This is a genomic window from Streptomyces adustus, assembly GCF_009377175.1.
GTDB classification, from domain to species: domain Bacteria; phylum Actinomycetota; class Actinomycetes; order Streptomycetales; family Streptomycetaceae; genus Streptomyces; species Streptomyces adustus.
The window spans coordinates 24,469-50,567 of the sequence record NZ_VJZD01000041.1; the positions used below are offsets into that span (position 1 = coordinate 24,469).

25 protein-coding genes are annotated in these 26,099 nt (G+C 72.3%); 7 read left to right on the plus strand and 18 right to left on the minus strand.

Annotated elements, in window-relative coordinates:
- The first annotated feature begins 108 nt into the window (after window positions 1-108).
- Together FNH09_RS13000 and FNH09_RS13005 are read left to right on the plus strand one after the other, a co-directional pair.
- Complete coding sequence (locus tag FNH09_RS13000; RefSeq protein ID WP_152887328.1) at window positions 109-882, plus strand: SDR family NAD(P)-dependent oxidoreductase; 774 nt, start codon at window positions 109-111, stop codon at window positions 880-882.
- A gap of 99 nt (window positions 883-981) precedes the next feature.
- Window positions 982-1,689 carry an ester cyclase gene (locus FNH09_RS13005; protein WP_152887330.1) on the plus strand — a complete coding sequence of 236 codons (708 nt, stop codon included), beginning with the start codon at window positions 982-984 and terminating at the stop codon, window positions 1,687-1,689.
- Between the two features lie 207 nt (window positions 1,690-1,896).
- Here FNH09_RS13005 and groL read toward each other — a convergent pair whose 3' ends face one another.
- The 4 genes from groL to FNH09_RS13025 all read right to left on the minus strand — a co-directional run bounded on the left by groL (window position 1,897) and on the right by FNH09_RS13025 (window position 6,037).
- Entirely contained in the window at window positions 1,897-3,519 is a 1,623-nt protein-coding gene (groL, locus tag FNH09_RS13010) for a chaperonin GroEL (RefSeq protein WP_152887332.1), read from the minus strand.
- Window positions 3,520-3,654: 135 nt separating this feature from the next.
- Window positions 3,655-3,963, minus strand: coding sequence for a co-chaperone GroES (groES, locus tag FNH09_RS13015; RefSeq protein WP_003998759.1), 309 nt, complete (start codon window positions 3,961-3,963; stop codon window positions 3,655-3,657).
- 251 nt (window positions 3,964-4,214) lie between these two features.
- A complete protein-coding gene (locus FNH09_RS13020) occupies window positions 4,215-5,024 on the minus strand; it encodes a polysaccharide deacetylase family protein (RefSeq protein ID WP_338017553.1) in 810 nt (269 codons plus the stop codon).
- Entirely contained in the window at window positions 5,021-6,037 is a 1,017-nt protein-coding gene (locus FNH09_RS13025; protein ID WP_152887336.1) for a polysaccharide deacetylase family protein, read from the minus strand. The genes FNH09_RS13020 and FNH09_RS13025 overlap by 4 nt, the downstream gene beginning before the upstream one ends.
- Before the next feature lie 90 nt (window positions 6,038-6,127).
- Here FNH09_RS13025 and FNH09_RS13030 point away from each other — a divergent pair, with 90 nt between their 5' ends.
- On the plus strand, window positions 6,128-7,288 hold the full coding sequence (locus FNH09_RS13030; protein ID WP_338017554.1) for a class I SAM-dependent methyltransferase: 1,161 nt from the start codon (window positions 6,128-6,130) through the stop codon (window positions 7,286-7,288).
- A 172-nt stretch (window positions 7,289-7,460) separates the two neighbouring features.
- On the opposite strand, the gene FNH09_RS13035 is transcribed toward FNH09_RS13030, so the two are convergent.
- The 5 genes from FNH09_RS13035 to FNH09_RS13055 form a co-directional block, all read right to left on the minus strand.
- Window positions 7,461-8,723, minus strand: a complete 1,263-nt coding sequence (locus FNH09_RS13035; RefSeq protein WP_162468512.1) for a sigma-70 family RNA polymerase sigma factor — start codon at window positions 8,721-8,723, stop codon at window positions 7,461-7,463.
- 49 nt (window positions 8,724-8,772) lie between these two features.
- A complete protein-coding gene (locus FNH09_RS13040; protein WP_152887340.1) occupies window positions 8,773-9,129 on the minus strand; it encodes a YciI family protein in 357 nt (118 codons plus the stop codon).
- A gap of 183 nt (window positions 9,130-9,312) precedes the next feature.
- Window positions 9,313-10,386 (minus strand): LCP family glycopolymer transferase, encoded by a 1,074-nt coding sequence (locus tag FNH09_RS13045; protein ID WP_162468513.1) that lies wholly within the window; start codon window positions 10,384-10,386, stop codon window positions 9,313-9,315.
- Between the two features lie 130 nt (window positions 10,387-10,516).
- Window positions 10,517-11,890, minus strand: a complete 1,374-nt coding sequence (locus FNH09_RS13050; RefSeq protein ID WP_202919656.1) for a glycoside hydrolase family 10 protein — start codon at window positions 11,888-11,890, stop codon at window positions 10,517-10,519.
- Between the two features lie 82 nt (window positions 11,891-11,972).
- Window positions 11,973-13,082 carry a LacI family DNA-binding transcriptional regulator gene (locus tag FNH09_RS13055; protein ID WP_238426643.1) on the minus strand — a complete coding sequence of 370 codons (1,110 nt, stop codon included), beginning with the start codon at window positions 13,080-13,082 and terminating at the stop codon, window positions 11,973-11,975.
- Between the two features lie 152 nt (window positions 13,083-13,234).
- Here FNH09_RS13055 and FNH09_RS13060 point away from each other — a divergent pair, with 152 nt between their 5' ends.
- The 3 genes from FNH09_RS13060 (at window position 13,235) to FNH09_RS13070 (ending at window position 18,277) form a co-directional block, all read left to right on the plus strand.
- Window positions 13,235-15,580: a beta-xylosidase/alpha-l-arabinosidase gene (locus FNH09_RS13060; RefSeq protein WP_152887342.1), complete on the plus strand. Its 2,346-nt coding sequence runs from the start codon at window positions 13,235-13,237 to the stop codon at window positions 15,578-15,580.
- 196 nt (window positions 15,581-15,776) lie between these two features.
- A complete protein-coding gene (locus FNH09_RS13065) occupies window positions 15,777-17,231 on the plus strand; it encodes a M48 family metalloprotease (RefSeq protein WP_152887344.1) in 1,455 nt (484 codons plus the stop codon).
- Entirely contained in the window at window positions 17,228-18,277 is a 1,050-nt protein-coding gene (locus tag FNH09_RS13070; RefSeq protein ID WP_152887346.1) for a hypothetical protein, read from the plus strand. Before FNH09_RS13065 ends, FNH09_RS13070 begins: the two co-directional genes overlap by 4 nt.
- Before the next feature lie 83 nt (window positions 18,278-18,360).
- Here the strand turns inward: FNH09_RS13070 and FNH09_RS13075 are convergent, their stop codons facing one another.
- Genes FNH09_RS13075 through tsaB form a run of 4 tightly spaced genes read right to left on the minus strand, consistent with a single transcriptional unit; the run spans window position 18,361 to window position 20,891 of the window.
- On the minus strand, window positions 18,361-18,621 hold the full coding sequence (locus FNH09_RS13075; RefSeq protein WP_152887348.1) for a hypothetical protein: 261 nt from the start codon (window positions 18,619-18,621) through the stop codon (window positions 18,361-18,363).
- Window positions 18,618-19,715: a tRNA (adenosine(37)-N6)-threonylcarbamoyltransferase complex transferase subunit TsaD gene (gene tsaD / locus FNH09_RS13080; RefSeq protein ID WP_152887350.1), complete on the minus strand. Its 1,098-nt coding sequence runs from the start codon at window positions 19,713-19,715 to the stop codon at window positions 18,618-18,620. Before tsaD ends, FNH09_RS13075 begins: the two co-directional genes overlap by 4 nt.
- Window positions 19,708-20,238, minus strand: coding sequence for a ribosomal protein S18-alanine N-acetyltransferase (gene rimI / locus FNH09_RS13085; protein WP_338017555.1), 531 nt, complete (start codon window positions 20,236-20,238; stop codon window positions 19,708-19,710). The genes tsaD and rimI overlap by 8 nt, the downstream gene beginning before the upstream one ends.
- Window positions 20,235-20,891: a tRNA (adenosine(37)-N6)-threonylcarbamoyltransferase complex dimerization subunit type 1 TsaB gene (tsaB, locus tag FNH09_RS13090; RefSeq protein WP_162468514.1), complete on the minus strand. Its 657-nt coding sequence runs from the start codon at window positions 20,889-20,891 to the stop codon at window positions 20,235-20,237. Before tsaB ends, rimI begins: the two co-directional genes overlap by 4 nt.
- Window positions 20,892-21,148: 257 nt before the next feature.
- On the opposite strand from tsaB, the gene FNH09_RS13095 reads away from it, so the two are divergent.
- A complete protein-coding gene (locus FNH09_RS13095) occupies window positions 21,149-21,703 on the plus strand; it encodes a hypothetical protein (RefSeq protein WP_338017556.1) in 555 nt (184 codons plus the stop codon).
- A 53-nt stretch (window positions 21,704-21,756) separates the two neighbouring features.
- Here FNH09_RS13095 and FNH09_RS13100 read toward each other — a convergent pair whose 3' ends face one another.
- The 5 genes from FNH09_RS13100 to FNH09_RS13120 all read right to left on the minus strand — a co-directional run bounded on the left by FNH09_RS13100 (window position 21,757) and on the right by FNH09_RS13120 (window position 26,090).
- Window positions 21,757-21,948, minus strand: a complete 192-nt coding sequence (locus FNH09_RS13100; protein ID WP_152887352.1) for a hypothetical protein — start codon at window positions 21,946-21,948, stop codon at window positions 21,757-21,759.
- Between the two features lie 163 nt (window positions 21,949-22,111).
- Window positions 22,112-22,624 (minus strand): tRNA (adenosine(37)-N6)-threonylcarbamoyltransferase complex ATPase subunit type 1 TsaE, encoded by a 513-nt coding sequence (gene tsaE, locus FNH09_RS13105; protein ID WP_152887354.1) that lies wholly within the window; start codon window positions 22,622-22,624, stop codon window positions 22,112-22,114.
- On the minus strand, window positions 22,590-23,837 hold the full coding sequence (locus tag FNH09_RS13110) for an alpha/beta fold hydrolase (RefSeq protein ID WP_162468515.1): 1,248 nt from the start codon (window positions 23,835-23,837) through the stop codon (window positions 22,590-22,592). Before FNH09_RS13110 ends, tsaE begins: the two co-directional genes overlap by 35 nt.
- Complete coding sequence (gene alr, locus FNH09_RS13115; protein ID WP_152887356.1) at window positions 23,834-25,102, minus strand: alanine racemase; 1,269 nt, start codon at window positions 25,100-25,102, stop codon at window positions 23,834-23,836. The genes FNH09_RS13110 and alr overlap by 4 nt, the downstream gene beginning before the upstream one ends.
- 61 nt (window positions 25,103-25,163) lie before the next feature.
- Window positions 25,164-26,090: a L,D-transpeptidase gene (locus tag FNH09_RS13120; protein ID WP_338017558.1), complete on the minus strand. Its 927-nt coding sequence runs from the start codon at window positions 26,088-26,090 to the stop codon at window positions 25,164-25,166.
- Window positions 26,091-26,099 lie beyond the last annotated feature (9 nt).

Consider the following 26,099-nt stretch of genomic DNA (forward strand, 5'->3'; position numbering starts at 1 on the left):
CGGGCGGACCCGAGCCGTCCGGAAGTCTCGTGAGCCGGGCGGACCCGGCCGTCCCGACGTCCGCCGCACCGAGCGGACCAACACCGTCCGGGTAACTACCCTTGGGCCATGACAACGGCTCTGATTACGGGATCGACGGCGGGCATCGGTGCCGCGTTCGCGCGGCAGCTGGCCGCGGACGGGCACAACCTCGTGCTGGTGGCACGCGACACCAAGCGGCTTCGGGAGCAGGCGACCGAACTGCACGACCGGCACGGCATCGAGGCGGAGGTGCTCACGGCGGACCTCGCGTCGGACGACGGCATCGACCTGGTGGCGGACCGGCTCGCCGACCGCAGGAACCCCGTCGACCTGCTGGTCAACAACGCGGGTTTCGGCAACAAGGGCCGTTTCCTCGACGTGTCGATGGCCGACGAGCTGAAGATGCTCAAGGTGCACTGCGAGGCGGTGCTGCGGCTGACGGCCGCGGCGACCGGCGGGATGCGGGAGCGCGGTCGCGGCGGAGTCGTCAACGTCGCCTCGGTCGCGGCCTTCGTGCCCCGGGGCACGTACGGGGCGTCCAAGGCGTGGGTCGTGCAGTTCACCCAGGGCGCCGCCCGGGACCTGGCGGGCAGCGGCGTACGGCTGATGGCGCTGTGCCCGGGATTCGTGCGGACCGAGTTCCACCAGCGGGCCGGGATGGGTACGGACAACATCCCGGGCTGGATGTGGCTGGACGCCGACAAATTGGTCGCGGCGGCGCTCGACGATCTGGCGCGCGGGAAGTCCCTGTCCGTCCCCGACCCGCGCTACAAGGTGCTGATGGGCCTGGTGAAGGTGACCCCACGGGGACTGCTGGGCGGTGTCACCTCGCGGACGGGCCGCAAGTACGGGCCCCAGTGAGCGAGGGCGCGATCGCGTCACCGCCGGACAGGTGACGCCGCCGCTCCGGTGGGAGAATGACCGGAGGGAACCGGACCCAGGGGGGCCGGAGGCGGCGTCATGACGTTCGTACAGCTCATCGAGTGCAGGACGAGCCGGTTCGACGAGATGAACCGGCTGCTGGACACCTGGGTCGAAGAGACCAGGGGCAGACGGAGCGCGACGCACGATCTGATCGGCAAGGACCGCTCGGACGACGCGCACTTCGTGCAGATCGTGGAGTTCCCCTCGTACGAGGACGCGATGCGCAACTCGCATCTCCCCGAGACCGACCGGATCTTCCAGGAGATGGCCGCCCTCTGCGACGGGATGCCGACCTTCACCGATCTGGAGGTGGTGCGCGACGAGCAGTTGTACGCGGCCAACGCGCGCAGGCTCTTCGAGCTGATCGCCACCGAAGGTGAACTGCCTCCGCTGAACAACGTGATGGCGGAGCATTACCACGGCCACGACCCCGCCAACGAGCAGGACACGCTCGGGCTGGAGAACATGCGGCGCGAGTGCGAGATGTGGCGGGGAGCCTTCGACTTCGCGTTCACCGTCGACGACCAGATCGCCCAGGGCGACCGGGTGTGCACCCGCTGGACCTGGCAGGGCACGCACCGCGGCGACTTCCTGGGAATCCCGGCCACCGGCCGGCGGGTGTCGATGACGGGCACGACCGTCTTCCGGTGCGGCGAGGACGGCAAGCTCGTCGAGGGCTGGTGGCAGTACGACAGACTCGGCCTGATGGCACAACTGGGAGCGCTGGACGAACTGGAGACCTGAGCCGCCGGCTCCCCTTCGAACCCGCGAGGGGCGAAGCCCCCGTTCCCTTTCACCGGGGACGGGGGCTTCCGCCGTAGCCCCTCGGACAGCACTCCGCCCCGCCGCGGAGTGCGGCGGGGCGGAGTGGTGAGGCCTGGTTCAGCCGGTGGCTTCCCTGGTCGGGGATGCCGGTGCCGGGTCAGGGCCCGCCGGTGTCACCGGGGTGCGTCAGTGGGAGTGGCCGTGGCCGTGGCCCGCCTCGGCCGGCTCCTCTTCCTTCTTCTCGACGACCAGGGTCTCGGTCGTGAGCAGGAGGGAGGCGATGGAGGCGGCGTTCTCCAGGGCGGAGCGGGTGACCTTCACCGGGTCGATGACGCCGGCCTTGATCAGGTCGCCGTACTCGCCGGTGGCGGCGTTGAAGCCCTGGCCCTTGTCGAGGTCGGCGACCTTGGAGGTGATGACGTAGCCCTCCAGGCCGGCGTTCTCGGCGATCCAGCGCAGCGGCTCGACGACCGCGCGGCGGACCACGGCGACACCGGTGGCCTCGTCGCCGGTCTTGTCGAGGTTGCCCTCCAGGACCTTGGCGGCGTGGACCAGCGCGGAGCCACCACCGGAGACGATGCCCTCCTCGACCGCGGCGCGGGTCGCGGAGATGGCGTCCTCCAGACGGTGCTTCTTCTCCTTCAGCTCCACCTCGGTGGCGGCGCCGACCTTGATCACGCACACGCCGCCGGCCAGCTTCGCGAGGCGCTCCTGGAGCTTCTCGCGGTCCCAGTCGGAGTCGGTGTTCTCGATCTCGGCCTTGATCTGGTTGACGCGGCCGTGGACGTCCTCGGTCTTGCCGGAGCCGTCGACGATCGTGGTGTCGTCCTTGGTGACGGTGACGCGGCGGGCCGAGCCCAGCACGTCGATGCCGGCCTGGTCGAGCTTGAGGCCGACCTCCTCGGAGATGACCGTGGCGCCGGTGAGGATCGCCATGTCCTCCAGCATCGCCTTGCGGCGGTCGCCGAAGCCGGGCGCCTTGATGGCGACGGCGTTGAACGTGCCGCGGATCTTGTTGACGACCAGGGTCGACAGGGCCTCGCCCTCGACGTCCTCGGCGATGATCAGCAGCGGCTTCGAGGAGTTGGTCTGGATGACCTTCTCCAGCAGCGGCAGCAGGTCCTGGATGGAGGAGATCTTGCCCTGGTTGATGAGGATGTAGGGGTCCTCCAGGACGGCCTCCATGCGCTCCTGGTCCGTCACGAAGTACGGCGACAGGTAGCCCTTGTCGAAGGCCATGCCCTCGGTGAAGTCCAGCTCCAGGCCGAAGGTGTTGGACTCCTCGACGGTGATGACACCGTCCTTGCCGACCTTGTCCATCGCCTCGGCGATGAGCTCGCCGACCTGCTGGTCCTGCGCGGACAGCGCGGCCACGGCGGCGATGTCGGACTTCTCCTCGATCGGGCGGGCCGAGGCGAGCAGGTCCTCGGAGACCGCCTTGACCGCGGCGTCGATGCCCTTCTTCAGGGAAGCCGGGGAAGCGCCGGCGGCGACGTTCTTCAGGCCCTCGCGCACGAGCGCCTGGGCGAGCACGGTGGCGGTGGTGGTGCCGTCACCCGCGACGTCGTTCGTCTTGGTGGCGACCTCCTTCACCAGCTGGGCACCGAGGTTCTCGTAGGGGTCGTCGAGCTCGACCTCGCGGGCGATGGTGACGCCGTCGTTGGTGATGGTCGGGGCGCCGAACTTCTTGTCGATGACGACGTTGCGGCCCTTGGGGCCGATCGTCACCTTGACCGTGTCGGCAAGCTTGTTGACGCCGCGCTCGAGGGCGCGACGGGCGTCCTCGTCGAACTTCAGGATCTTCGCCATGGGAGCGTTGGCCCTCTCGGAAATCTCGAGGTGAATCAGGATGAACGACTGCGCCCCCGACGCCCGGCTGATTAACGGTCGCGGGGGCCGGGGGCGCAGTTCAAAAACAAAGTGCTTCGCGAGGAAGCGAGGTGACTACTTCTCGATGATCGCGAGGACGTCGCGAGCCGAGAGGACGAGGTACTCCTCGCCGTTGTACTTCACCTCGGTGCCGCCGTACTTGCTGTACAGCACGATGTCACCGGTCTTGACGTCGAGCGGAAGACGCTCGCCGTTCTCGAAGCGGCCCGGGCCCACGGCCAGGACGACGCCCTCCTGGGGCTTCTCCTTGGCAGTGTCCGGGATGACCAGGCCAGAGGCCGTGGTCTGCTCGGCGTCCAGCGGCTGGACCACAATGCGGTCCTCGAGCGGCTTGATGGCAACCTTGGAGCTGGTGGTCGTCACGATCCGACCTCCCCCTTCGGAGATCTCACGGGGTTAACTGTCTGAGGTGGCGACCAGGTGGATCCGTCGTCGCGGGTGCCGGACCTGCCCGTCGCTTGTTGGCACTCTCCAGGGGGGAGTGCCAGAGCCGAGACTATGACCGCGATTAGCACTCGGTCAAGCGGAGTGCCAATTGCGGACGGCGCGGCGCGGTTTTTCGCGTCCGCTCGACGGCGGCGCGGGGTTCGGTGGGCGGTGCGTGCGCGGGCGGACTACAGGTAGTCCTCCAGCCGAGCCACCGTCAGTCCCTGTTCCTGAATCCGGCGCAGCAGGTGGGTGGTGCGCTTCCCGAGGCTCGGGGCCGGGCTCTCGTCCGGACTGATGGCCACGATGTCGCCGGGGAGCAGTCGGTGCGGACCCCAGGCGTACCTCAGGCCGGCCTCGCCCATCGACACCCGCCACAGCACCAACGTCGAGATACCGCACCGGGCGGCGGCCCGCAGGGTGGCGTGGTCGTACGTCCCGTAGGGCGGCCGGAACAGCCGCGGGCGCAGACCGAAGCGGGACCTGAGCTTCTCCTGCTGCCCGCAGATCTCCGCGCGCTGGCCGACGTAGGGCAGTCCGCGCAGGGAGGGGTGGTCGAGGGTGTGGTTCTGGAGGCTCGCGCCGACCGAGCGCAGCCGGGCGAAGTGGTCGTACCCCGGTCCGGCGATGCTGTCGGTGAGAAACATGCTGACCGGGAGCCGCAGTTCGCGGACCATGTCGACGAAGCGCGGGTCGCGTTCGGCCCCGTCGTCGTAGGTGAGGAAGACGACCCGGTCGTGGGTCCTGACCCGGTCGACCACCGCCGGCAGGCCCGATGCGGTGGCGGTGAGCGGCCGGGCCGCCCGTCGGGGAGCCTCGGCCAGCGGGGCCGACAGACCCCAATGGCGGTAGGCCTGTTGGGCGCCCGGGCCGTTCGGGTGCACCCGTTGGGCCGCCTTCCTGCCCAGCCGTTCGATCGGGTCGACGGACTGGGCACAGCCGGTGAGCAGCAGCACGGCCGACGCCAGCACTCCCGCGGTCAGCGCCCGCAGCCTCACAGGTAGTCCTCCAGGCGGGCCACCGCGTACCCCTTGTCGGTCACCTTCCTCAGGAACCGGCGGATCATGTCGGGCATGGTGCCGTGCCATTCGGACCGGCCCCGGAAGTGGGTCAGGACGATGTCGCCGGGGTGCAGGTCCTGGTCCGACTCGCGGTACTCCCAGTGGTCGACGAAGACCTCCTCGTCCCAGATCGGGGCGTACTTGATGCCGCAGGCCTTCGCGGCGACCAGGGTGTCGTGGTTGTAGTTGCCGTAGGGCGGACGGAAGACGGTCGGGCGCCTGCCGTACTGACGCTCGATCACGTCCTGCATGCCGCAGATCTCCCGCTTCTGCTCCTCGTACGACAGTCCGGGCAGGTAGGGGTGGTGCAGGGTGTGGTTGTTCAGGACCACCCCGTTGCGCTGCATCTTCCTGAAAAAGCCGTAGTCGTCCTTGATCAGGTAGTCGCTGAGGAAGGCGGTGTACGGGATCTTCAGTTCGCTCATCATGCGCAGGAACGTCGGGTCCTTCTCGGCACCGTCGTCGACGGTGAGGAAAACGATCTTCTTCTTGGTGGGGATCGTGGTGAAGACCGGGGGCAGGTCCTGCTCCTCCTGGCCGGCGACCTCGAAGCCGTCGCGTGCGGTGATCCGCGGCTTCCTCGCGGGGGGCGACGGGGGCGTCAGCGGGACCCGGGCCAGGCCCCAGCGCCGGGCCGCGGCCACCCGCGCCGCGTGCGCGGCACGCAGCCGGCCCGCGTAGGCGTCGAGGGCGCGGGCTGGGGGCGCCTGGAGCCCGGGCGGTTGCCCGGGGGCCGGGTGCACCCGAGCGGCCTCACCGCCCTGCGCGCAGCCCGAGGCGACGGCGGCGACGGCGAGCACGGCGATACCGGCGCGGATCCGGGAGGCCCGGCAGGCGCCGGAGACCCGGCGGGCGCGGGTGACCCGGCAGGCGCGGGAGACCCGAGAGATCCGGGAGCTTTTCAAAGTACGAACAAAACCACTTTTTTCATCTTGTACGACTACTCGCATGTTGCCGGATCCTCCCAGGCCACGGCCGCCGCCCCGGCCCGACACCGCCACCGGAGGCGCGCCGTCCACCGACTGGCCCACAATGAGCCGGTGAACGACCTGCACGCCCTCCTCACGCCCGAAGGCCGCGCCCTCCTCCACGAGGTCCGCGACACCGCCCCGGCCGACGAACTCGCCGTCGCCACCCGGCTCCGCCGCGAGCACCCCGCCGACCTGGTGTCGGCGGCACTCGGCCAGGCACGGCTGCGGCAGCGGGCGGCGGCGAAGTTCGCGGCCGAGGACGCGCAGCGGATGTTCTTCACGCCCAACGGGGTGGAGCAGTCCACCCGGGCGACCGTGGCCGGCCATCGCGCGCGGCGGTTCGAGGAGCTCGGCGTGACCTCGGTCGCGGACCTGTGCTGCGGCATCGGCGGCGACGCCATCGCGCTCGCCCGGGCCGGCATCCGGGTCCTGGCCGTGGACCGCGACCCGCTGACGGCGGCCGTGGCGCGCGCGAACGCCGACGCGCTGGGGCTCGCCGAGCTGATCGAGGTGCGGGAGGCGGACGTCACGGAGGTGGACGTGTCGTCGTACGACGCCGTCTTCGTGGATCCGGCGCGCCGGGGCGGACGCGGCCGCATCTTCGATCCGGAGGCGTACTCGCCGCCGCTGTCCTGGGCGGTGCGGACGGCCCTTTCGGCCCCGCGTGCCGCGCTGAAGGTCGCGCCCGGCATTCCGCACGAGGCGGTGCCCGCCGAGGCGGAGGCCGAGTGGACCTCGGACGGCGGTGACGTGAAGGAGGCGGTGCTGTGGTTCGGGACGGACCCGGGGGCGGTGCGCGCCACCCTGCTGCCCGGCCCGCGCACCCTGCTCTCCCGCGGCCTGCCCGATCCCGAGGTCCGTTCCGTCGGACGCTACTTGTACGAGCCCGACGGCGCCGTCATCCGTGCCCATCTGGTGGCCGAGGTGGCCGAGGAGGTCGGCGGCGGCCTCGTCGACGAGACGATCGCGTACGTGACGTCGGACGAACTGCGCCCGACCGTGTACGCCTCGGCGTACGAGATCACCGACCAGCTCCACTTCAGCGTCAAGCGGCTGAAGGCGCTGCTGCGGGAGCGTGAGGTCGGGGTGCTGACCGTCAAGAAGCGCGGGTCGGCGGTGGAACCGGAGGAACTGCGGCGCAAGGTCAAGCCGCAGGGGCCGAACGCTGCGACGGTGTTCCTCACGCGGGTGGCGGGCGCGCCGACGATGCTGATCGGCCGTCCGGCCTAGGGCCTGCCCTGGGGGGCGCTTCCGGCGGCGTGGGCCTGCGGCCGGGTGCGGGTCCGTCGTGGCCGGGCGCGCAGTTCCCCGCGCCCCTTCAGGGCACTGTCCACCTCAGGGCGTTGTCCACCTCAGGGCGTTGTCCACTTCAGGGCGCTGTCCGCCTCAGGGCGTTGTGCCGTCAGGATGTGGGGCTGTCCGCTCGTCGTCGTAGCAGCCGTCTTTCCCGTTCGTTGCGTGCGAGGGCGGCCGCCCGTGCGAACTCCGTCCGTGCCTCCGTCGTGCGGCCCAGCCGTGCCAGCAGGTCCCCCCGGACGCTCGGCAGCAGGTGGTAGTCCCGCAGGGCGGGTTCGGCGGCCAGGGCGTCGACGATCTCCAGGGCCGGGGCCGGGCCGTCCGCCATCGACACGGCCACCGCGCGGTTGAGCTCGACGACCGGGGAGGGGGCGCGGACGGCGAGCAGGCCGTACAGGGTCGCGATGGCCCGCCAGTCGGTGTCCTCGTAGGTGTGGGCGTGGGCGTGGCAGGCGGCGATCGTGGCCTGGAGGACGTACGGGCCGGGGACGCCGGTGGCGACGGCGTCGGCCCGGGCGAGGGCGTCGACACCGCGGGCGAGGAGCATGCGGTTCCAGCGGCGGCGGTTCTGGTCCTTGAGCAGGATCGGCTCGCCGTCGGGGCCGGTGCGGGAGGCGGTGCGGGAGGCCTGGAACTCCAGCAGGGAGGCGAGGCCGTGCGCCTCCGGCTCCTTGGGCATCAGCGCCGCGAGCTGCCGGGCGAGCCGCAGGGCGTCCTCGCACAGCGCCGGGCGCAGCCAGTCGTCCCCGGTGGTGGCCGCGTACCCCTCGTTGAAGATCAGGTAGATGACGTCGAGGACCGAGCCGAGGCGGGCCTCGCGGTCGGGGCCGCTCGGCACCTCGAAGGCGACGTTCCGGGTGGCGAGGGTCCGTTTGGCGCGGACGATGCGCTGGGCGACCGTCGGCTCCGGGGTGAGGAAGGCGCGGGCGATCTCGGCCGTGCTCAGCCCGCCGAGCAGGCGCAGGGTGAGGGCGGTGCGGGCCTCGGCGGACAGCACCGGGTGGCAGGCGGTGAAGACCAGCCGGAGCAGGTCGTCGTCGATGCCGTCCGGATCGGCCGGCTCCTGCGCCGGCACCGTGGTCTCCAGGTCGCGGCCGATCTCCGCGAGCTTGCGGGCGTAGTTCTCCCGGCGGCGGACCAGGTCGACGGCACGGCGGCGGGCGGTGGTCACGAGCCAGGCGCCCGGGTTGTCGGGCACCCCGTCCCGCGGCCACTGCTCCAGTGCCGCGACCAGGGCGTCCTGGGCCAGCTCCTCCGCGATGCCGATGTCCCGCACGATCCGGGTGGCGGCAGCGATGACGCGGGGGGACTCCAGACGGAAGACGGTCTCGATGGCGCCGCGCGGGTCGGCGGGGGGTTGCGAGCTCACAACCCCCCATCGAACACCTCCGCACTGACAGCGACTAGCGAGGAACCGCTCAGCCCTCGGCGATCTCGCGCACCTCGCAGGTCACCGTCCAGAAGTCCTCGTGCACCTTCAGGAAGCGCTTGGTCCACTCCACGGCCTCGGCCATGTCCTTGCACTGCATGATGGCGTAGCCGCCGACAACCTCCTTGGCCTCGGTGAAGGGCCCGTCGGTCACGGACAGCTCCCCGCCCGCGTAGTGGACGCGCTTGCCCTGCGCGCTGGGCGTCAGGCCCTCGGTCTGGAGCATGACGCCGGCCTTGGTGATCTCCTCGATCAGTTCACCCATCCGCTGCATCAGCTCGGGGCTGGGTCCCTCGGCGGGCGCGGTGGCTTCGTCGATCTGCACGAGCGACAGGTAGCGGGGCATGGTGACTCCTCACGGTGGTGGGCGACCCGTACGGCGCCGAGTCTCCCGGGCGGGGTCCTTCCCCGCCTCTCACCTGTGCGTCGAACAGGGGACGGCCGGATCGACACGGTCGCCGAGATTCTTCGAGGAATTCTCTCCGGGGCGTGTTTCCGCAGGTCATAGGCCTGCTCCGAACGAGGTGCCCTATCGCAGGGACTCCCACAGCTCGCTCGCCGCCGGTTCCCGGGCCACCACCCGGTTGGGATCCGACGGGGCGGTCACCACCGGCATCATCACCGTCTCGACCCGGTCTGCCGCCAGGCCCTTCAGGCTCTCGCCCAGGTCGGTGAGTTCGCCCAGCGAGTCGAGTCCGGTGTCGGTGGTCAGGCTGCCGGTGACGGCGTCGGCTACCCCGTAGAGCTGGGTGGGGTCGGTCAGCAGGTCGATCGAGGCGATCTGCTCCAGCAGCGCCTTCACCAGCTTCTGCTGGAGGCCGATGCGGCCGAGGTCGCTGCCGTCGCCTATGCCGTGCCGGGTGCGGGCCAGGGCGAGGGCCTGCTTGCCGTCCAGGTGGTGGGTGCCCGCCGCGAGGTGCAGATGGCTGTCGTCGTCGTCGATGTCCTCGTCGGTGGTGACGGTGACCCCGCCGAGCGCGTTCACCAGTTTCGCGAAGCCGGAGAAGTCGATCTCGATGTAGTGGTCCATCCGTACGCCGGTGATCGACTCGACGGTCTTCACCGCGCAGACCGGACCGCCCACCGCGTACGCGCTGTTGAACATCGCGCCGTAGGCCACCGCCGTCGAGCGCCCCGACGACAGCGGGCAGGGCGGACGGGTGACGAGGGTGTCGCGCGGGATGCTGACCACGGTGGCCGTGGTGCGCCCCGCGTCGAGGTGCACGACCATCGCCGTGTCGGAGCGGGCGCCGGAACTGCTGCCGCCGCCGAGTTCCCGGTTCTCGGCGCCGCTGCGCGAGTCCGATCCCAGCACGAGGATGTTCAGCGCCCCGGTCGGCGGCGCGGAGGCGGTGGCCGAGGGGGACGCCGACCCGTCGGGCGTGGGCGTGGCCACCGCCCTGGCCGGGCGGTCGTCGCCGAGCGCGCTGTTGATGTCGACGCTCTTGATGTTGTTGTTCAGGTGCCAGTAGACCCAGCCCGTCGCCGCGACGCCGAGCACCAGGGCGCCCGCGAGGGTGAGGCCGGCGGCTCTCAGGACGATCGACCGCCGGCCTCCGCGTCTGCCCCTGTCCCAGTCCTGTTTCTCGTCGTGTCCGGTCACGCAGAGGAACGTAAGTCCGAATTATTACAACGGACTTGCCTGGGGCCGTTTTCTTCAGAAAATCTCACTTTTCTCAGGACGAACTCAGCACAGTCTTGAATCCAGCGCAGTCCCGCAACCCGGAGCGGCCTCAGCCCAGGGTCACCGTGGGCAGCGGATTGCTCCCGCTCCAGGACGCGTTGAACCCGAAGGTCACCGAACCGCCTTCCGGGACCGACCCGTTGTAGGAGGCGTTCACGCACGAGACCGCCGCGCCCGACTGGGTGCAGGTCGCGTTCCAGGCCTGGGTGATCTGCTGGCCCGCGCCGTACGTCCAGACCGCCTTCCACGAGGAGAGCGAGGCACCCGAGCAGGCGATCCTCACCTGCCCGGTGAAGCCGGTGTTCCACTGGTTGACCACGCTGTACGTCGCCGTGCAGGCGCCGGTGGAGGGCGGCGGCGTGGTCGTCGTCCCGCCGAGCGCCTCGGCGACGCCGTAGTACGCGGGCTTCGGGGCGTAGTTCGCGTCGTACAGCGTCGCCGCCCCGTACCCCGGGAAGGTGCTGTCGACCCAGGAGTCGGAGTCGGTGAAGCCCCAGACGGTCAGATTGACGCAACGCGTCACGGCCACGCAGGCGGCGGTGACCGCCTTGTAGTCGGCGGCCTGCTGGGCCAGTTTCGTGCTGTCGGCCGGCAGCGCCATCCGGATGTCCAGCTCGGTGATCGCCACGTCGACGCCGAGGTCGGCGAAGCGCTGGATGTTCTGCTGGAGCGTGGACGGCACCTGGCCGAGGATCAGATGGGCCTGGAGTCCGACGCCGTCGATCGGGACGCCGCGCTCCTTCAGGGACTTGACCAGGTTGTACAGGGCGGTGCTCTTGGCGTTGACGCCCTCGACGTTGTAGTCGTTGATGTACAGCTTGGCGGCCGGGTCGGCGGCCCGCGCCCAGGTCAGGGCGCTGGCGATGTAGTCGGCGCCGAGGCCGTTGTACCAGAGGGTCGAGCGGTAGGTGCCGTCCTCGTTGAAGGGTTCGTTGACCACGTCCCAGGCGGTGATCCTGCCCTGGTAGCGGCCGACCTCGGTGCTGATGTGGTTCTGGAGCAGGGTGCCGAGCTGGGCCGACGTCCAGGTGCCGTTGGTCAGCCAGCTCGGGTTCTGGCTGTGCCAGACCAGGGTGTGGCCGCGCACCTGCTGGTTGTGCGCCTGCGCGAAGGCGACGATCTGGTCGGCCTCGGCCCAGTTGAAGGTGCCCTGGGTCGGCTCGACCGACCCCCATTTCATGGCGTTGCCCGGGGTGAGCGAACCGAACTGGGCCCCGGCGATGTCGCCGTAGCTGCCGGTGAGCTTGGAGCCGGTGACCGCCGTGCCGACGACCTTGCCCTTGGCGGCCGCGAGGTCGCGCAGGGGGGTGTCGGCGGCCTGGGCGGACGTCATGCCGGCGGCGAGCAGGGCGCCGACGGCGGTGACGCCGGTGAGCAGGGCGGCGAGCCGGGTGCGTAAGGATGACGATCTGGAGGTTCTCATTGCGGGTGCCTCCGAAAGTTTCGGTCGTCCAGCCGATTGACTTCGGTGGAGTGTGGAGGCACCTGCCTCACCCGTCAATACGTCAACTTCCGGCCACGGGAGCCGCAGGAGCAGCAGGATCCGTGGGATCCCCGGACGCCGCGGGAGCCGCGGGAGCCGCGGTGCTGGACCGCACCACCAGACTCGTCGCCAGCTCCACCCGGGTCGCCACCTGCGCCCCCTCGTCGCGCGCCAGCTCCAGCACCAGCCGGGCCGCCGCCTCCGCCATCTCGGTCAGCGGCTGCCGTACGGTCGTCAGCGGCGGCCCCACCCAGCGCGCCACCGGCAGATCGTCGAACCCGACCACACTGAGGTCGTCCGGGATACGCAGCCCCAGCTCACGGGCGGCCTCGTAGAGCCCGAGCGCCTGGAGGTCGTTCCCGGCGAAAACGGCGGTGGGCCGGTCCGGGCGGCTCAGCAGTTCGCGGCCGAGCCGGTAACCGGCGTCGTGGTGGAAGTCGCCCGCCCTGATCAGCCCGGCGTCGACCGGCAGACCGGCCGTCTCCAGGGCGGCCCGGTAGCCGTCCACCCGGGCGCGGCTGCACATCATGGTGGCCGGTCCGCTGATCGCGCCGATACGGGTGTGGCCGAGGTCGATCAGGTGCCGGGTGGCGGCCAGGCCGCCCTGCCAGTTGGTGGCGCCGATGGACGGCACGTCGGCGCCCGGGTCGCCGGCCGGGTCCATCACCACGAACGGGATGGACCTGCTGGTCAGCAGGGCGCGCTGGGACTCGTCGAGCCCGGACAGGACGAGCACGACGCCGTGCGGGCGACGGGCGGCGACCTGGTCGGCCCAGGTCCGCCCGGGGGTGAGCCGGCCCGCGCTCTCGCTCAGCACGACGCTCAGCCCGGCGTCCCGGGCCACGTTCTCCACGCCCCGGATGACCTCCATCGCCCAGGCGCTCTCCAGTTCGTGGAAGACCAGGTCGATCAGCGGCGAGCGGCTGGCCTCGGCCCGGCGGCGCCGGTAGCCGTGGACGCGCAGCAGCTCTTCCACCCGGTTGCGGGTGGCGGGGGCGACATCGGCACGGCCGTTGAGGACCTTCGAAACAGTCGGCGCCGACACGCCCGCCTCACGGGCGATCTCGGCGAGCGTCGCGGTCCGGCTGGACCGCCCTGTCATCTGGGCTTCGGCAGGCTCCGGGGCTGTCATGGCGGCGATCGTATCCCTGCACGACCTCTTGACGAACCCCCTGCCTCACCATAGGTTCCCGGAACATTCGGGTCACCACTCGAAACATTCGAACAGGGCCTTCGACACCGGCGTCACCAGTACCCCGAACACCTCCTACCGAGTGGAGCTTCATGACCACCGCCCCCTGGCGTGACCCCGCTCGGTCCGCCGCCGCCCGCGTCGAGGACCTGCTGGCCCGGATGACCCTGGAGGAGAAGACCGCCCAGCTGTACGGAGTGTGGGTGGGAGCCGACACGGACGGGGACGGGGTCGCCCCGCACCAGCACGACATGACCGACCACCACTCCGCCGACGACTACGCCGAGTTGATCACCCTCGGCCTGGGCCAGCTCACCCGCCCCTTCGGCACCGCCCCCGTCGACCCGGACCTCGGCGCCCTGGCGCTGGCCCGCGCCCAGCGCCGCATCGCCGCCGCCGGCCGCTTCGGCATCCCTGCCGTCACCCACGAGGAGTGCCTGGCCGGCTTCACCGCCTGGCGCGCCACCGCGTACCCCGTACCGCTGGCCTGGGGAGCGAGCTTCGACCCGCCGCTCGTCGAGGAGATGGCCCGGCACATCGGCCGCGACCTGCGCTCGGTGGGCGTGCACCAGGGTCTGGCCCCGGTCCTGGACGTGGTCCGCGACCCCCGCTGGGGGCGGGTCGAGGAGACCATCGGCGAGGACCCGTACCTGGTCGGCACGGTCGGCAGCGCCTATGTGCGCGGCCTGGAGTCGGCCGGGATCGTCGCCACGCTCAAGCACTTCGCCGGGTACGCGTCCTCGGTGGGCGCCCGCAACCTCGCGCCGGTCCGCGCGGGCCTGCGCGAGCTCGCCGACATCACGCTGCCGCCCTTCGAGATGGCGCTGCGCGAGGGCGGGGCGCGCAGCGTGATGGCGGCGTACAACGAGACGGACGGCGTGCCGGCCTCGGCCGACCCCTGGCTGCTGACCGACCTGCTGCGCGAGGAGTGGGGCTTCACGGGCACGGTGGTCGCCGACTACTTCGGCATCGGCTTCCTCCAGACCCTGCACCGGGTCGCCGGTTCGCCCGCCGAGGCGGCCGGGCTGGCCCTCGCGGCCGGCATCGACGTGGAGCTGCCGACGCTGAAGTGCTACGGGCGGGACCTGGTCGCGGCCGTGCGGGAGGGTACGGTCCCGGCCGAGCTGGTGGACCGGGCGGCCCGCCGCGTCCTGCTCCAGAAGTGCGAACTGGGTCTGCTGGACGAGGACTGGTCCCCGGAGCCGACGGCCTCCGTCGACCTGGACTCGGCGGCGAACCGCGCGCTGGCCCGGCGCCTCGCCGAGGAGTCGGTGGTGCTGCTGGACAACCCCGACGGCGTCCTGCCGCTGGCCCCCGACGCGCGCGTGGCGGTCGTCGGTCCGCGGGCGGCGGACCCGCTCGCGATGCTGGGCTGCTACTCGTTCCCCTCGCACGTGCTCACGCACCACCCGCAGGTGCCGATGGGCATCGACGTCCCCACGGTGCTTCAGGCGCTGCGCGCCGAGCTCCCCGACGCGAAGGTCACCTTCGCCGAGGGCTGCGGGGTCTCGGACCCGGACGACTCGGGATTCGCGGAGGCGGTGGCACGGGCCTCGGAGGCGGATGTGTGCGTGGCCGTCCTGGGCGACCGGGCCGGCCTGTTCGGCCGCGGCACGTCCGGCGAGGGCTGCGACGTGGCGGACCTGGACCTGCCGGGCCGCCAGGGCGAGCTGCTGGACCGGCTGGTGGCGACCGGCGTGCCGGTGGTCCTGGTCCTGCTGACCGGCCGCCCGTACGCGCTCGGCCGCTGGCAGGGCAGGCTGGGCGCGGTGGTCCAGGCGTTCTTCCCCGGGGAGGAGGGCGGCCCGGCGGTGACGGGGGTGCTGTCGGGCCGCGTCAACCCCTCCGGGCGGCTGCCGGTGAGCGTGCCGCGGCTGCCGGGCGGCCAGCCGTGGACGTACCTCCAGCCGCCGCTGGGCCTGGCGGGCGAGGTCAGCAACCTGGACCCGACCCCGCTGTACCCCTTCGGACACGGCCGTTCGTACACGGAGTTCGCGTGGGAGGACTTCGCGGGGCCCGAGGCGCGTACCGGCACGGACGGCACGGACGGCTCCACCGGTACGAACGGCACCGACGGCACGTACGACGTGTCGGTGACCGTCCGCAACACGGGTGGCCGGGCGGGCGCCGAGGTGGTTCAGCTGTACCTGCACGACCCGGTGGCGTCCGTGACCCGCCCCGACGTCCGGCTGGTCGGCTACCGGCGGCTGGAACTGGCGCCGGGCGAGGCGCGGCGCGTGACGTTCCACTTCCACCCGGACCTGTCCGCCTTCACCGACCGCGCGGGCCGCCGGATCGTCGAACCGGGCGCACTGGAGTTGCGGTTGGGCGTCTCCAGCGCCGAGATCCGGCACACGGCCCGGCTGACCCTCACGGGCCCGGTACGGGTCCTGGGGCCGGACCGCCGACTGCGGTGCGAGGTGAGCGAGAGCACGTGAGCGAAGACGCGTGAGCGAGAGCACGTGAGCGAAGACGCGTGAGCGAGGGCACGTGAGCGAAGACGCGTGAGCGAGGGCACGTGAGCGGCCGGGACCGCGTGATCCACGCCTGGCCGATGTTCGTACTGTTGTGCCCACGCCGTGTGCCAGAATCCGCCGGAAGCGCAGGCGGACGCACGTGACAGGAACGCACCCCATGGACATACGACCGCAGCCGCTCCGCGAGTGGCTGCTCATCGGCGCGATGCTGACCGTGGCCTGTCTGCCACACATCCTCATCGCCATCGTGCTGACGATCGCGAGCCTGGCGTTCCACGCCCTGTGGATGCTGGTGTGGCTGGGCGGGATGTTCGTGGCCGGCGCCACGAGAGGCTTCATGAGCGGGGACCAGCCACCCGGCCGGGCCGTGCGGCCGGAGGACGAACCGGAGCTGGTCGCGCTGGTGCAGGACGTGGCCGAGCGGGTCGGCTTCCGGGAACCGCTGCTGGTGCGGATCGTCCCCGATGTGGACGCGTCCATGGGACCGGTGAAGGTCGGCGGTGTGCGCACCTACGTCCTGCTGCTCGGTCTGCCCCTGCTGCGCATGCTGACCGATGCCCAGCTGGCCTCGGTCGTCGCCCATGAACTGGCGCACGTCCACCATGCCCGCGACCGGCGCATGTCCGCGCTGCGGTTCGCCCGCGCCTGTCTCGCGGACCGGATGGACAGCCGGTTCCGACCGCTCGGCCCGCTGGCCGCACCGCTGCTGCGGGCCACCCAGCCGCGGATGTGGGAGGCGGAGACGGCCTCCGACGCCGACGCCGTCCGGGTCGCCGGCACCGCGGCCACCGCCGAGGCACTGCGCCGGACCGGGACGATCCACGCGGCGTTCGAGGGTCTCGGCGCCGACTGGATGCTCTCGGCGGCCGCGGAGGACGCCTACCCCGAGGACCTGTACGAGGCCCTGGAGAGCGCCCTGGCCGAGCCGCTCGTGGCCGACCGCAGTGTCCAGGCCGCCGCCTCGGAGGAGGAGATGGACGCCGCCTCCCCGTACGCCGTCGAGGACCATCCGCCGTTCGACCGCCGGATCGCCGCACTGCCCGCCGACGTCGAGGCGGCCACGCCGTACACCGGTACTCCGCTCGCCCTGCGGACCGCGGAGTCCGTCGAGCGCTGGTGCGTGCGCCTGCTGGCCGACCTGGAGGACACACCGGCCGACGACTTGCGCCCCATCCGTCTGCTCGACCTGCCCGACGACCGGCTGCACGCCCTGAGCGACCGCACGGGCCTCACGCTGCTGAAGGACGCCACCGGCCACGAGACGCCCGAGGAGGCCGTGGCCGCCGCCCTGGACACCGTCATCGACGGCACCTGGCCGCGGCTGGCCCGCCGCCTGGAACCGCAGCTGCGCTGGATGCCCGCCGCGGTGCGTTCGGTGGTCGCCCCGGAGGTGCTGAGCACCGCGATGGCCCAGGGGCTGGAGTCCGTGCTGCGCGCGGCCGGCTGGACCTACACCTCCCGCTGGGTGAACAGCGTCCTGGTCGCGCCCGACGGCACGACGGTGGTCGACCTGTACGAACCGATCACCGCCGCCCTGAAGGACGGCGACCCCGCGCCCGTACGGGCCCTGCTGGCAACCGCCGCCACGCCCCGGAAGGAGACGGCCGCATGAGACGCCCAGGACCCGCCCTGCGCATCGCGCTCCTCGGCTTCACCGTCACGGTCGTCGGCTACGCCCTGTTCGCCGGCTGGCTCGTCGGACACGCCTACGCCTACGCGCAGGCCCGCGACCGGGCCACGGCGACGGCCACCGGACTGATCGTCGAGGACGGCATCGGCGACGACGAGGACATCCGCGTGCGCTGGACCGACGCGGACGGCCACCCGCACGTCCAGCGCTTCGGCATCTACGACACCGACCGCTACACCAAGGGCAAGCGCTTCAAGGTCGCCTACGATCCCGCCGAGGCCGACCCGCAGGGCTTCCCGGCGGACCGCGACGAGACCGCGGCCGAGGACGACCGCGAAGTGCCCGCCGTGCTCGGCGGGTTCGTCCTCGTCCCGCTGAGCGGGATCTGGCTCTGGCGCGGACTGCGGTTCCGGCTGGCGGCCCGGCGGCCGGGCCGCCCGATGACGGCCACGGTGCGCCGCGGGGAGCGGCTGAACCTGGGGAACGCGTTCCAGAACTCGAACAGCACGTGGCTAGTGCTGTCGCCTGCGGACCTGCCCGAACAGACCGACCGGTCGGAGCCGTCGGAGCCGTCGGAGGCATCGGAGGCATCGGAGGATTCGAAGCCGACCGAGCGCTGGCAGTGGGTCATGTGGCACCCGGCCCTCGACGAACTGACGGACGGCCGGGCACAGGTGACGGTGCATGCCCGCGACAGCCGGCCCGCCGTGGTACGGCTGCCCGACGGCACCCGGCTGGTGCCGCTGGGGCGGCTGCGCCGGAACCCGCCGAAGAACGTGTTGCTCGACGACCACGAGGTCGGCCGGCTCGACCTGCGGGACGCCTTCGTCCGCCCGGCCGGCGCCGAACTGCGCCCCGCCCGCCCGTGGTGGTGGCCGGGCGCGGGCATCGCCGCGCTGGGCACCGTGCTCGGCGTCTTCGGGGGCTTCCTGATGGGCGGCGGCACGCTGGTCGCGGTGGTGGCGTTCGCCCTGTTCGCAGCGACCCTGCTCACCGCGGTCTGGACCCTGTCCGCACCCCAGCCCTGAGCCGGTTGTGCCGGTGTCCCGGTGTCCCCCGGGACACCGGGTCCCTCACCCGATCCGTCGACCCCCGTGGGACGTACGTCCCGTCACTCCTCCGCCACCCGTTCGAACCGCCAGCGGTGTACCGGCCGGGTGACCGAGCCCGTTTCCGGTTCGGGGAGTTCAGGGAGGTCGGCGTCGTGGGGGGCGTCCCACCAGGTGATGACGAGGACGCGGTCCTGGGGGGCGCGGAAGGTCTCCCGGCGCAGCGGCGGCCGGCCGGGCAGTCGCTGTTCCCTTGCCCAGGCGAGCAGTTCGGCGCCGCGCCCGGGCACCGCCCGTGCCTCCCACATCAGCGCGACGGTCATGAGTAGAGGTTGTCCTTGCTGACCTCGTGGACGTGATCGTGGCTGTGCTCGCGGCCGGGTACGTGAGTGTCCGTCACCGGCAGGGAGGAGTCGGCCGAGAGGTCCCAGTCGGACGCGGACCGGCCCCGGGCGACCATCTCCGCGCCGAGCGCGGCCACCATCGCACCGTTGTCGGTGCACAGCTTGGGGCGCGGCACGCGCAGCCGGATCCCGGCCGCCTCGCAGCGCTCCTGGGCGAGGACCCGCAGCCGGGAGTTGGCCGCGACACCGCCGCCGATCATCAGATGGTCGACGCCCTCGTCCTTGCAGGCCCGTACCGCCTTGCGGGTCAGCACGTCCACGACCGCCTCCTGGAAGGACGCCGCCACGTCACGCACCGGCACTTCCTCCCCCGCCGCCCGCTTGGCCTCGATCCAGCGGGCCACGGCCGTCTTCAGTCCGGAGAAGGAGAAGTCGTACGCCGGGTCGCGCGGCCCGGTCAGTCCGCGCGGGAAGGCGATGGCGCTCGGGTCGCCCTCCTTGGCGTACCGGTCGATGACCGGGCCGCCGGGGAAGCCGAGGTTCAGCACCCGGGCGATCTTGTCGAAGGCCTCGCCCGCCGCGTCGTCGATCGTCGCGCCCATGGGGCGGACGTCGGAGGTGATGTCCGTGGACAGCAGCAGCGAGGAGTGGCCGCCGGAGACCAGCAGGGCCATCGTCGGCTCCGGCAGCGCGCCGTGCTCCAGCTGGTCGACGCAGATGTGGGAGGCGAGGTGGTTGACGCCGTACAGCGGCTTGCCGAGCGCGTAGGCGTAAGCCTTCGCCGCCGAGACGCCGACCAGCAGGGCACCCGCAAGACCGGGGCCCGCGGTGACCGCGATGCCATCCAGGTCGCGCGCGGAGACCCCGGCCTCCTTCAGCGCGCGGTCGATGGTCGGCACCATCGCCTCCAGGTGCGCGCGGGACGCCACCTCCGGCACGACCCCGCCGAAGCGCGCGTGCTCGTCGACGCTGGACGCGATGGCGTCGGCCAGCAGGGTGGTGCCGCGGACGACGCCGACGCCGGTCTCGTCGCAGGAGGTCTCGATCCCCAGGACCAGGGGTTCGTCAGCCATTGATCTCTGTTCCTTGTTCGGGGGTGGAACCCTCGGCGGAGCCGCCGCCGGATTTCATGGTCAGGCGCATCACCAGGGCGTCGACGTTGCCCGGCTGGTAGTAGCCGCGGCGGAAGCCGATGGGCTCGAAGCCGAACCGCTCGTAGAGCCGTTGGGCGCTGACGTTGTCGACCCGGCATTCGAGCATGACCTCGGCGCACTCGAAGGTGGTCGCGGCCCGCAACAGGTCGGTCAGCAGCCGGGAGCCGAGGCCGGTGCCCTGGTGGTCACGGGCGACGGCGATGGTCTGCACGTCCGCCAGGTCGCCGGAGGCGGCCAGGCCCGCGTAGCCCACGACCCGACCCTCGGACTCGGCCAGGACGTACCGCCGGGTCGCCCCGGGGCCGCGCGAGTGGGCCAGTTCGGACCAGAACATCCCCCGCGACCAGGCGTCCTCGGGGAAGAGTTCCTTCTCCAGCTCCAGCACGGGGTCGATGTCCCACCAGCGCATCTCGCGCAGGCTCGGAGTCACGGGTTCGGTCACTTGGGGGTGACCACCTTGTAGTTCTTGGGCACCTGCGCGTCGGGCCGGCGCAGGTACAGCGGCCGGGGTTCGGGCAGTTCCTCGCCCGCGGCCAGTCGCTCGGCGGCCAGCGCGGCGAGGGCGGCTGCGGAGACGTGCTCGGGCTCGCGGGCGACCGGGAAGGTGTCGGGGTAGAGCAGCGCGCCCGCGCCGACGGCCGGGAGCCCGGCCACCTGCTCGGCGATGTCGGCGGGCCGGTCGACGGCGGGGCCGGTCAGCCGGGTCCGGGAGTCGGCGTACGTCGCCCAGTAGACCTCCTTGCGGCGGGCGTCGGTCGCCACGACGAAGGGGACCTTCTCGATGTCGGCGGCGTACGCGAGGCCGTCCAGCGTGCACAGGCCGTGCACCGGGACGCCGAGCGCGAGCCCGAAGGTGTCGGCGGTCATCAGACCGACGCGCAGCCCGGTGTACGGGCCGGGTCCGGTGCCGACGACGACCGCCGTGACGGCGTCGAGCTTCAGCCCGGCTTCGGCGAGCACACGGTCGACGGCCGGCAGCAGCAGCTCGCCGTGCCGGCGGGCGTCGACCTGGCTCGACGAGGCGATGACGTCCGTGCCGTCGTGCAGCGCGACGGTGACGGCGGGGGTGGCGGTATCCAGAGCGAGCAAGAGCACGCAAACAGCCTACGGCTCCGCGGCCCGTGCCGGACGCGCTGTGCCCGGGCCGGGGTACGGGAAAGCCCGCGGCCCGGGTACGGGGAAGCCTGGACCGGGGTACGGGGAAGCCCGCGCCGGGGTACGGGGAAGCCCGCGTCGGGTCCGACACGGGCCCCGGCCGCGGACTCGCACGCCCGGGCCGGGCGGGACCCGGCTGCTAACGTCGCCGGGAGGCACGGCGTACGGCACTCGGCACGAATGCAGAGGTGACAGCGGTGGCAAGCAGCAGCGCGGGGTTCGTGGCCGGGCTGACCGCGACGGCCGTGGCGGCGGTCGCCTTCCTCGCCTACCAGGCCTCGTCGACCGTCCCGGCCGGTTTCGACGCCACCGCCGACGTCAGCGCGCCCCCCAAGGCGGCCGTGAAGGCTCCCCGGGACCGGCGCAAGCCCACCGCGCTGCCGGGGAACTCCGGTACGGGTGAACGGGTCGTGTACTCGGTGGACGACGACCGGGTGTGGCTGGTCGGCGGGAGCGGCCGGGTCGAGCGCACCTTCGCGGTCACGCCGGGCAGCGTCGACCCGCTGCCGGGTTCCTACTTCGTCACCTCCCGCTCGAAGGCGGTCACCGGCACGGACGGCACCCCCATCGAGCACGTCGTGCGCTTCGCCGACGTGGGCGACGTGGTCATCGGCTTCAGCGCGGCCGTGGAACCCCCGGAGGACCCCTCCGACACGACCGTGAAGACGGGCGGCATCCGCGAGTCCCGCAAGGACGGCGACGCGATGTGGGTGTTCGCGACGATCGGCCAGAAGATCGTCGTGATCCGCTGAGCGACGGCTCCCCGCCGGTCGGGCGGCTCGTCGGCGCTCCGTCGGTTCGCCGGTCAGGCGGCCTCGCGGCGGCGCTCCGTCAGGTCGTCGGGCGCGCGGGGCGGGGTGGAGATCGCGTCCGCGGCCGCGCAGGACGCCAGCAGCTCGCGCATCGACGGTCCCCGCGTCGACGATCCGTGCAGGGACAGGCCGCGCAGGGTCGACCCGCGCTGCGCGGACTGCGCCTGGGGTTCCGTAGCCGGCATGGACGTCTCCTGAGGGCCGGGGGCGGACGCGGTTAGGTAGACCTAACTACGAACTGGATACCATGTGACCACGCCCGGAGTGCCCGGCGCAACATCTTGCCGACGGGTTGTCGGAACGTTCATGCGAACGTCTCAGCCACCGCGGGCCCCGTCCCGGACGGTCTCAAGCCGACAGAACGCTCAGGTCGACCGTGTTCCAGCGCTCCCCGAGGCCGGTCACGGTCACGTGCCGCACCTCGTCGGTCGTGTCGCCCACGGCCCGGTGGATACGGACCTGGAGCCGCTCGTCGGTCAGCTCCTCGACCTTGCCCTCGCCCCATTCCACGACGATCACGGACTCGGGCAGCGAGACGTCGAGGTCGAGGTCCTCCATCTCGTCCAGACCGCCGCCCAGCCGGTAGGCGTCGACGTGCACGAGCGGAGCGCCGTCGCCGAGCGGGGGGTGCACCCGGGCGATGACGAAGGTCGGGGACGTGACGGCGCCGCGCACGCCGAGGCCCTCGCCGAGCCCGCGGGTGAGCGTGGTCTTGCCCGCGCCGAGCTCGCCGCTGAGCATCACCAGGTCGCCCGCGCGCAGCAGCTTGGCCAGACGGCGGCCCAGTTCGCGCATCTGGTCGGGCGAGGTGACGGTCAGTTCGAGGTCAGCCGGGCTGTGCGGTGCTGCTGGTGCTTCCATAGCCACCCACGGTAGCCCCTGCGGGCACGGCACCGGCGCGGGTCAGCAGGTCGGCGAGGCGGTCGGTCACCACCTCCGGGTGTTCCAGCATCACCAGATGCCCGGCGTCCGGCACGAGCACGAGTTCGGCGTCCGGCAGCAGGCCGGCGATGGCCTCGCTGTGCTCGCTGGGCGTCACCAGGTCCCGGACCCCGGCCAGCACCAGCACCGGCATGTCCTTGAACAGCCCGAGCGCCTCGGTCTTGTCGTGGTCGGTGAACGCCGGATAGAACTCGGCGACCACGTCGATCGGCGTGCTCTCGATCATTCGTTCGGCGAATCGCTCGACCGCGGGGTCGACGTCCCGGGACGCGAACGAGTACCGCTTGATGATCCCGGCGAACAGCTCCGCCGTCGCCCTGCGCCCCTTCTCCACCAGTTCGGCCTGCTGCCCCAGCGCCTTCAGCACACCGGGGAGCACCCGGCGCACCGCGTTGACGCCGGCGACGGGCAGCCCGAAGTTGATCTCGCCGAGCCGCCCCGACGACGTACCGACCAGGGCCGTGGCGACCACCCGGTCGCGGATCAGCTCCGGGTACTGGGCCGCCAGCGCCATCACGGTCATCCCGCCCATGGAGTGGCCGACCAGCACGATCGGTCCGTCCGGCGCGGCGGCGTCGACGACGGCCTTCAGGTCCCGGCCGAGCTGGTCGATGGTGAGCGGCACACCGCCGTCGACCTGCGCCGCCCCGCGCCCGGACCGGCCGTGGCTGCGCTGGTCCCAGTGCACGGTCCGCACGACCCCGCGCAGCGCCGCCCGCTGGAAGTGCCAGGAGTCCTGGTTGAGGCAGTAGCCGTGGCTGAAGACGACGGTGACGGGGAGGGGGGCCTTGCGGCCGAAGAGCCGGCGCCTGCGGGGTGCCGGGCCGCCCTCGGGCTCGACGTCGTCGACCTCGTAGTACAGCTCGGTGCCGTCGTCGGCGTACGCCTTGCCTGGGGTGCCGCGCAGCGCGCCGTACGGGCCGGTGGAGTCCAGCGCGAGCCGGGCCCGCCTGCGCATCCCGCGTCCGACGGTCATCCGCTCGATGGCGACACCGGCGGCCGCGCCCGCGGCCAGCACGCCTATCGCGGCACCCGCGAGACCGGTCGTCCTGCGCCAGCCGCCGGACGCCGCCGCGGCGGAGGCGACGGCCGCTGTGGCGCTCGCGACGGCCTCCGCACTGCTCTCGCTCACGTACCGCTCCTCTTCCCCGTGTCGGCCGTGACGGCCGGACCGGCCGCCGTCGCCGTACCGGCCGGGTCGGCCGTGGTGGTCGTGGTGGTCGCCGTACTTGTCCCCGGTTCCTCGTTCACATAGACGCGCGGAACCCGGGTTCCGATGCGCGTGACGATTTCGTAAGCGATGGTGCCCGCGGCCTGCGCCCAGTCCTCGGCGGTGGGCTCGCCGTGGTCGCCGGGGCCGAAGAGCACCGCGCGGGAGCCGGGCTCGGGCTCGTCGCCGCCGAGGTCGACGACGAACTGGTCCATCGCGATGCGCCCGGCGGCCGTGCGCCACTTGCCGTCGACCAGGACCGGTCCGCTGCCGGAGGCGTGCCGCGGGATGCCGTCCGCGTAGCCGACGGGCACCAGGCCGAGGGTGGTCTCACCGGGGGTGACGTAGTGGTGGCCGTAGCTCACCCCGTGACCGGCCGGGACCCGCTTCACCAGCGCGACGGACGCCGACAGCGTCATCACCGGGCGCAGCCCGAGGTCGGCGGGGGTGCCGAGTTCGGGGCTGGGCGAGATGCCGTACACGGCGATCCCGGTCCGCACGAGGTCGAAGTGGCTCTCGGGCACGGTGAGCGTGGCGGGCGAGTTGGCGATGTGCCGCACCTCGGGGCGGACGCCGCGCGCCTGCGCGTACGCCAGCATCTCCCGGAAGAGGTCGAGCTGCGCGGCGATGGAGGGGTGCCCGGGTTCGTCGGCGCAGGCGAAGTGCGACCAGAGCCCGGTGATCCGGACCAGCCCCTCGGCCTCGGCCGCCAGGGCCGCGCCGACCAGCTCGGCCCAGTCCTCGCCGGGCTGGCAGCCGCTGCGGCCGAGCCCGGTGTCGGCCTTGAGCTGCACCCGCGCGGGCACACCGGCCGCCCGCGCCGCCCGCGTGACCTCACGCAGTGCCCACATCCCGCTGACGGACACGTCGAGGTCGGCCTCGATCGCCTCCTGCCAGGGCCCGCCGGGCGTCCACAGCCAGCACATGATCCGCCCCGGCAGCCCGGCGGCGCGCAGCGCCAGGGCCTCCTCCGGGGTGGCCGTGCCGAGCCAGGTCGCTCCCGCGTCGAGGGCGGCCCGGGCGCAGCGGACCGCGCCGTGGCCGTACGCGTCGGACTTCACGACGGCCATGAGGGCCGCGCCCGGCGCGAGGGCGCGCAGGGTGCGCACATTGGCCCGCAGGGCCGCCAGGTCGATCTCGGCGCGGGCACGCAGGGGGGCGGTCGGCGAAGGTGCTGTCTCATTCATGGCGCCCCCAGTGTCTCAGAGGGGTGCGGCGGCCCTTCGGCACCGGCCCGGGTCCGGAGTTCTAAGGCGCCGGCCTGTGCCCCCACACGTACACGCGGTCGTTCTGCTTCAGCACGCCCCACAGGGTGCGCGCGTCGCCCAGGGTCAGATTCACGCAGCCCCAGGAGCCGACGGTCGTGTAGAGGCTGCCGTACACGGCGTGGAAGGCCTCTCCGCCGTCGAAGAACTGGGCGTACGGCATGGGGGTGTGGTAGATCGTCGACACGTGGTTCTTGTGCCGCCAGTAGATCGTGTGCCATCCGGGCCGTGTCCGGTGCCCGATCCGCCCGCTGCGCATCGGCACGGGCCCGAACAGCACCTGCTCCCCCTTCTGCACCCACGTCAGCTGCCGGTCGAGGTCGACACAGGCCACCCGGTACGTCCGCACCGGGCACTTCCCGGCCGCGTTGGGGTCCTTCCTCGCGGACTTCAGCATCATCCGCGCCCAGGTCACGGTCCCGGCGAACCCGCTGGCGGGCTTGATCTTCTCCTTCTCCTGGAACGCCCGGATCGCCCGGCAGTCGGCCGCCGACTGCTTCCCGTCCACCGTCAGCTTCAGCCAGCGCTCGACCTGCCGCTGGAAAGGCCCGGTCTGCCGGCTGCACGTCACACCCGAGACCGCGTCGATCAACGGGACGTACTCGACCAGCGCGTAGGTCCCGCGCCCGGCTGCGCGCGGCTCCACGGCGTCCTCGGCGGCGCTGGGCGCATAGGTCCGCGGTGCCAGCATCTGGTCGGGGGTGTCGATCTGCCAGGGCTGGTACGGCCCCGGCGGCACCCCCGGCACGAGCTCGCCCTCGACGCCGGCGGCGGGGCCGGGCGCGGGAACGGGACCTGTGACGGGAAGGGCGGCGGGAAGGGCGGCGGGAGGCCGGGGCGCGGCCTGGGCGGCGACGGCACCGGCGGGAAGGACGGCGACGGCGGCGAGCAGAGCGCCGATCCCCCGCACCGCCCGCGC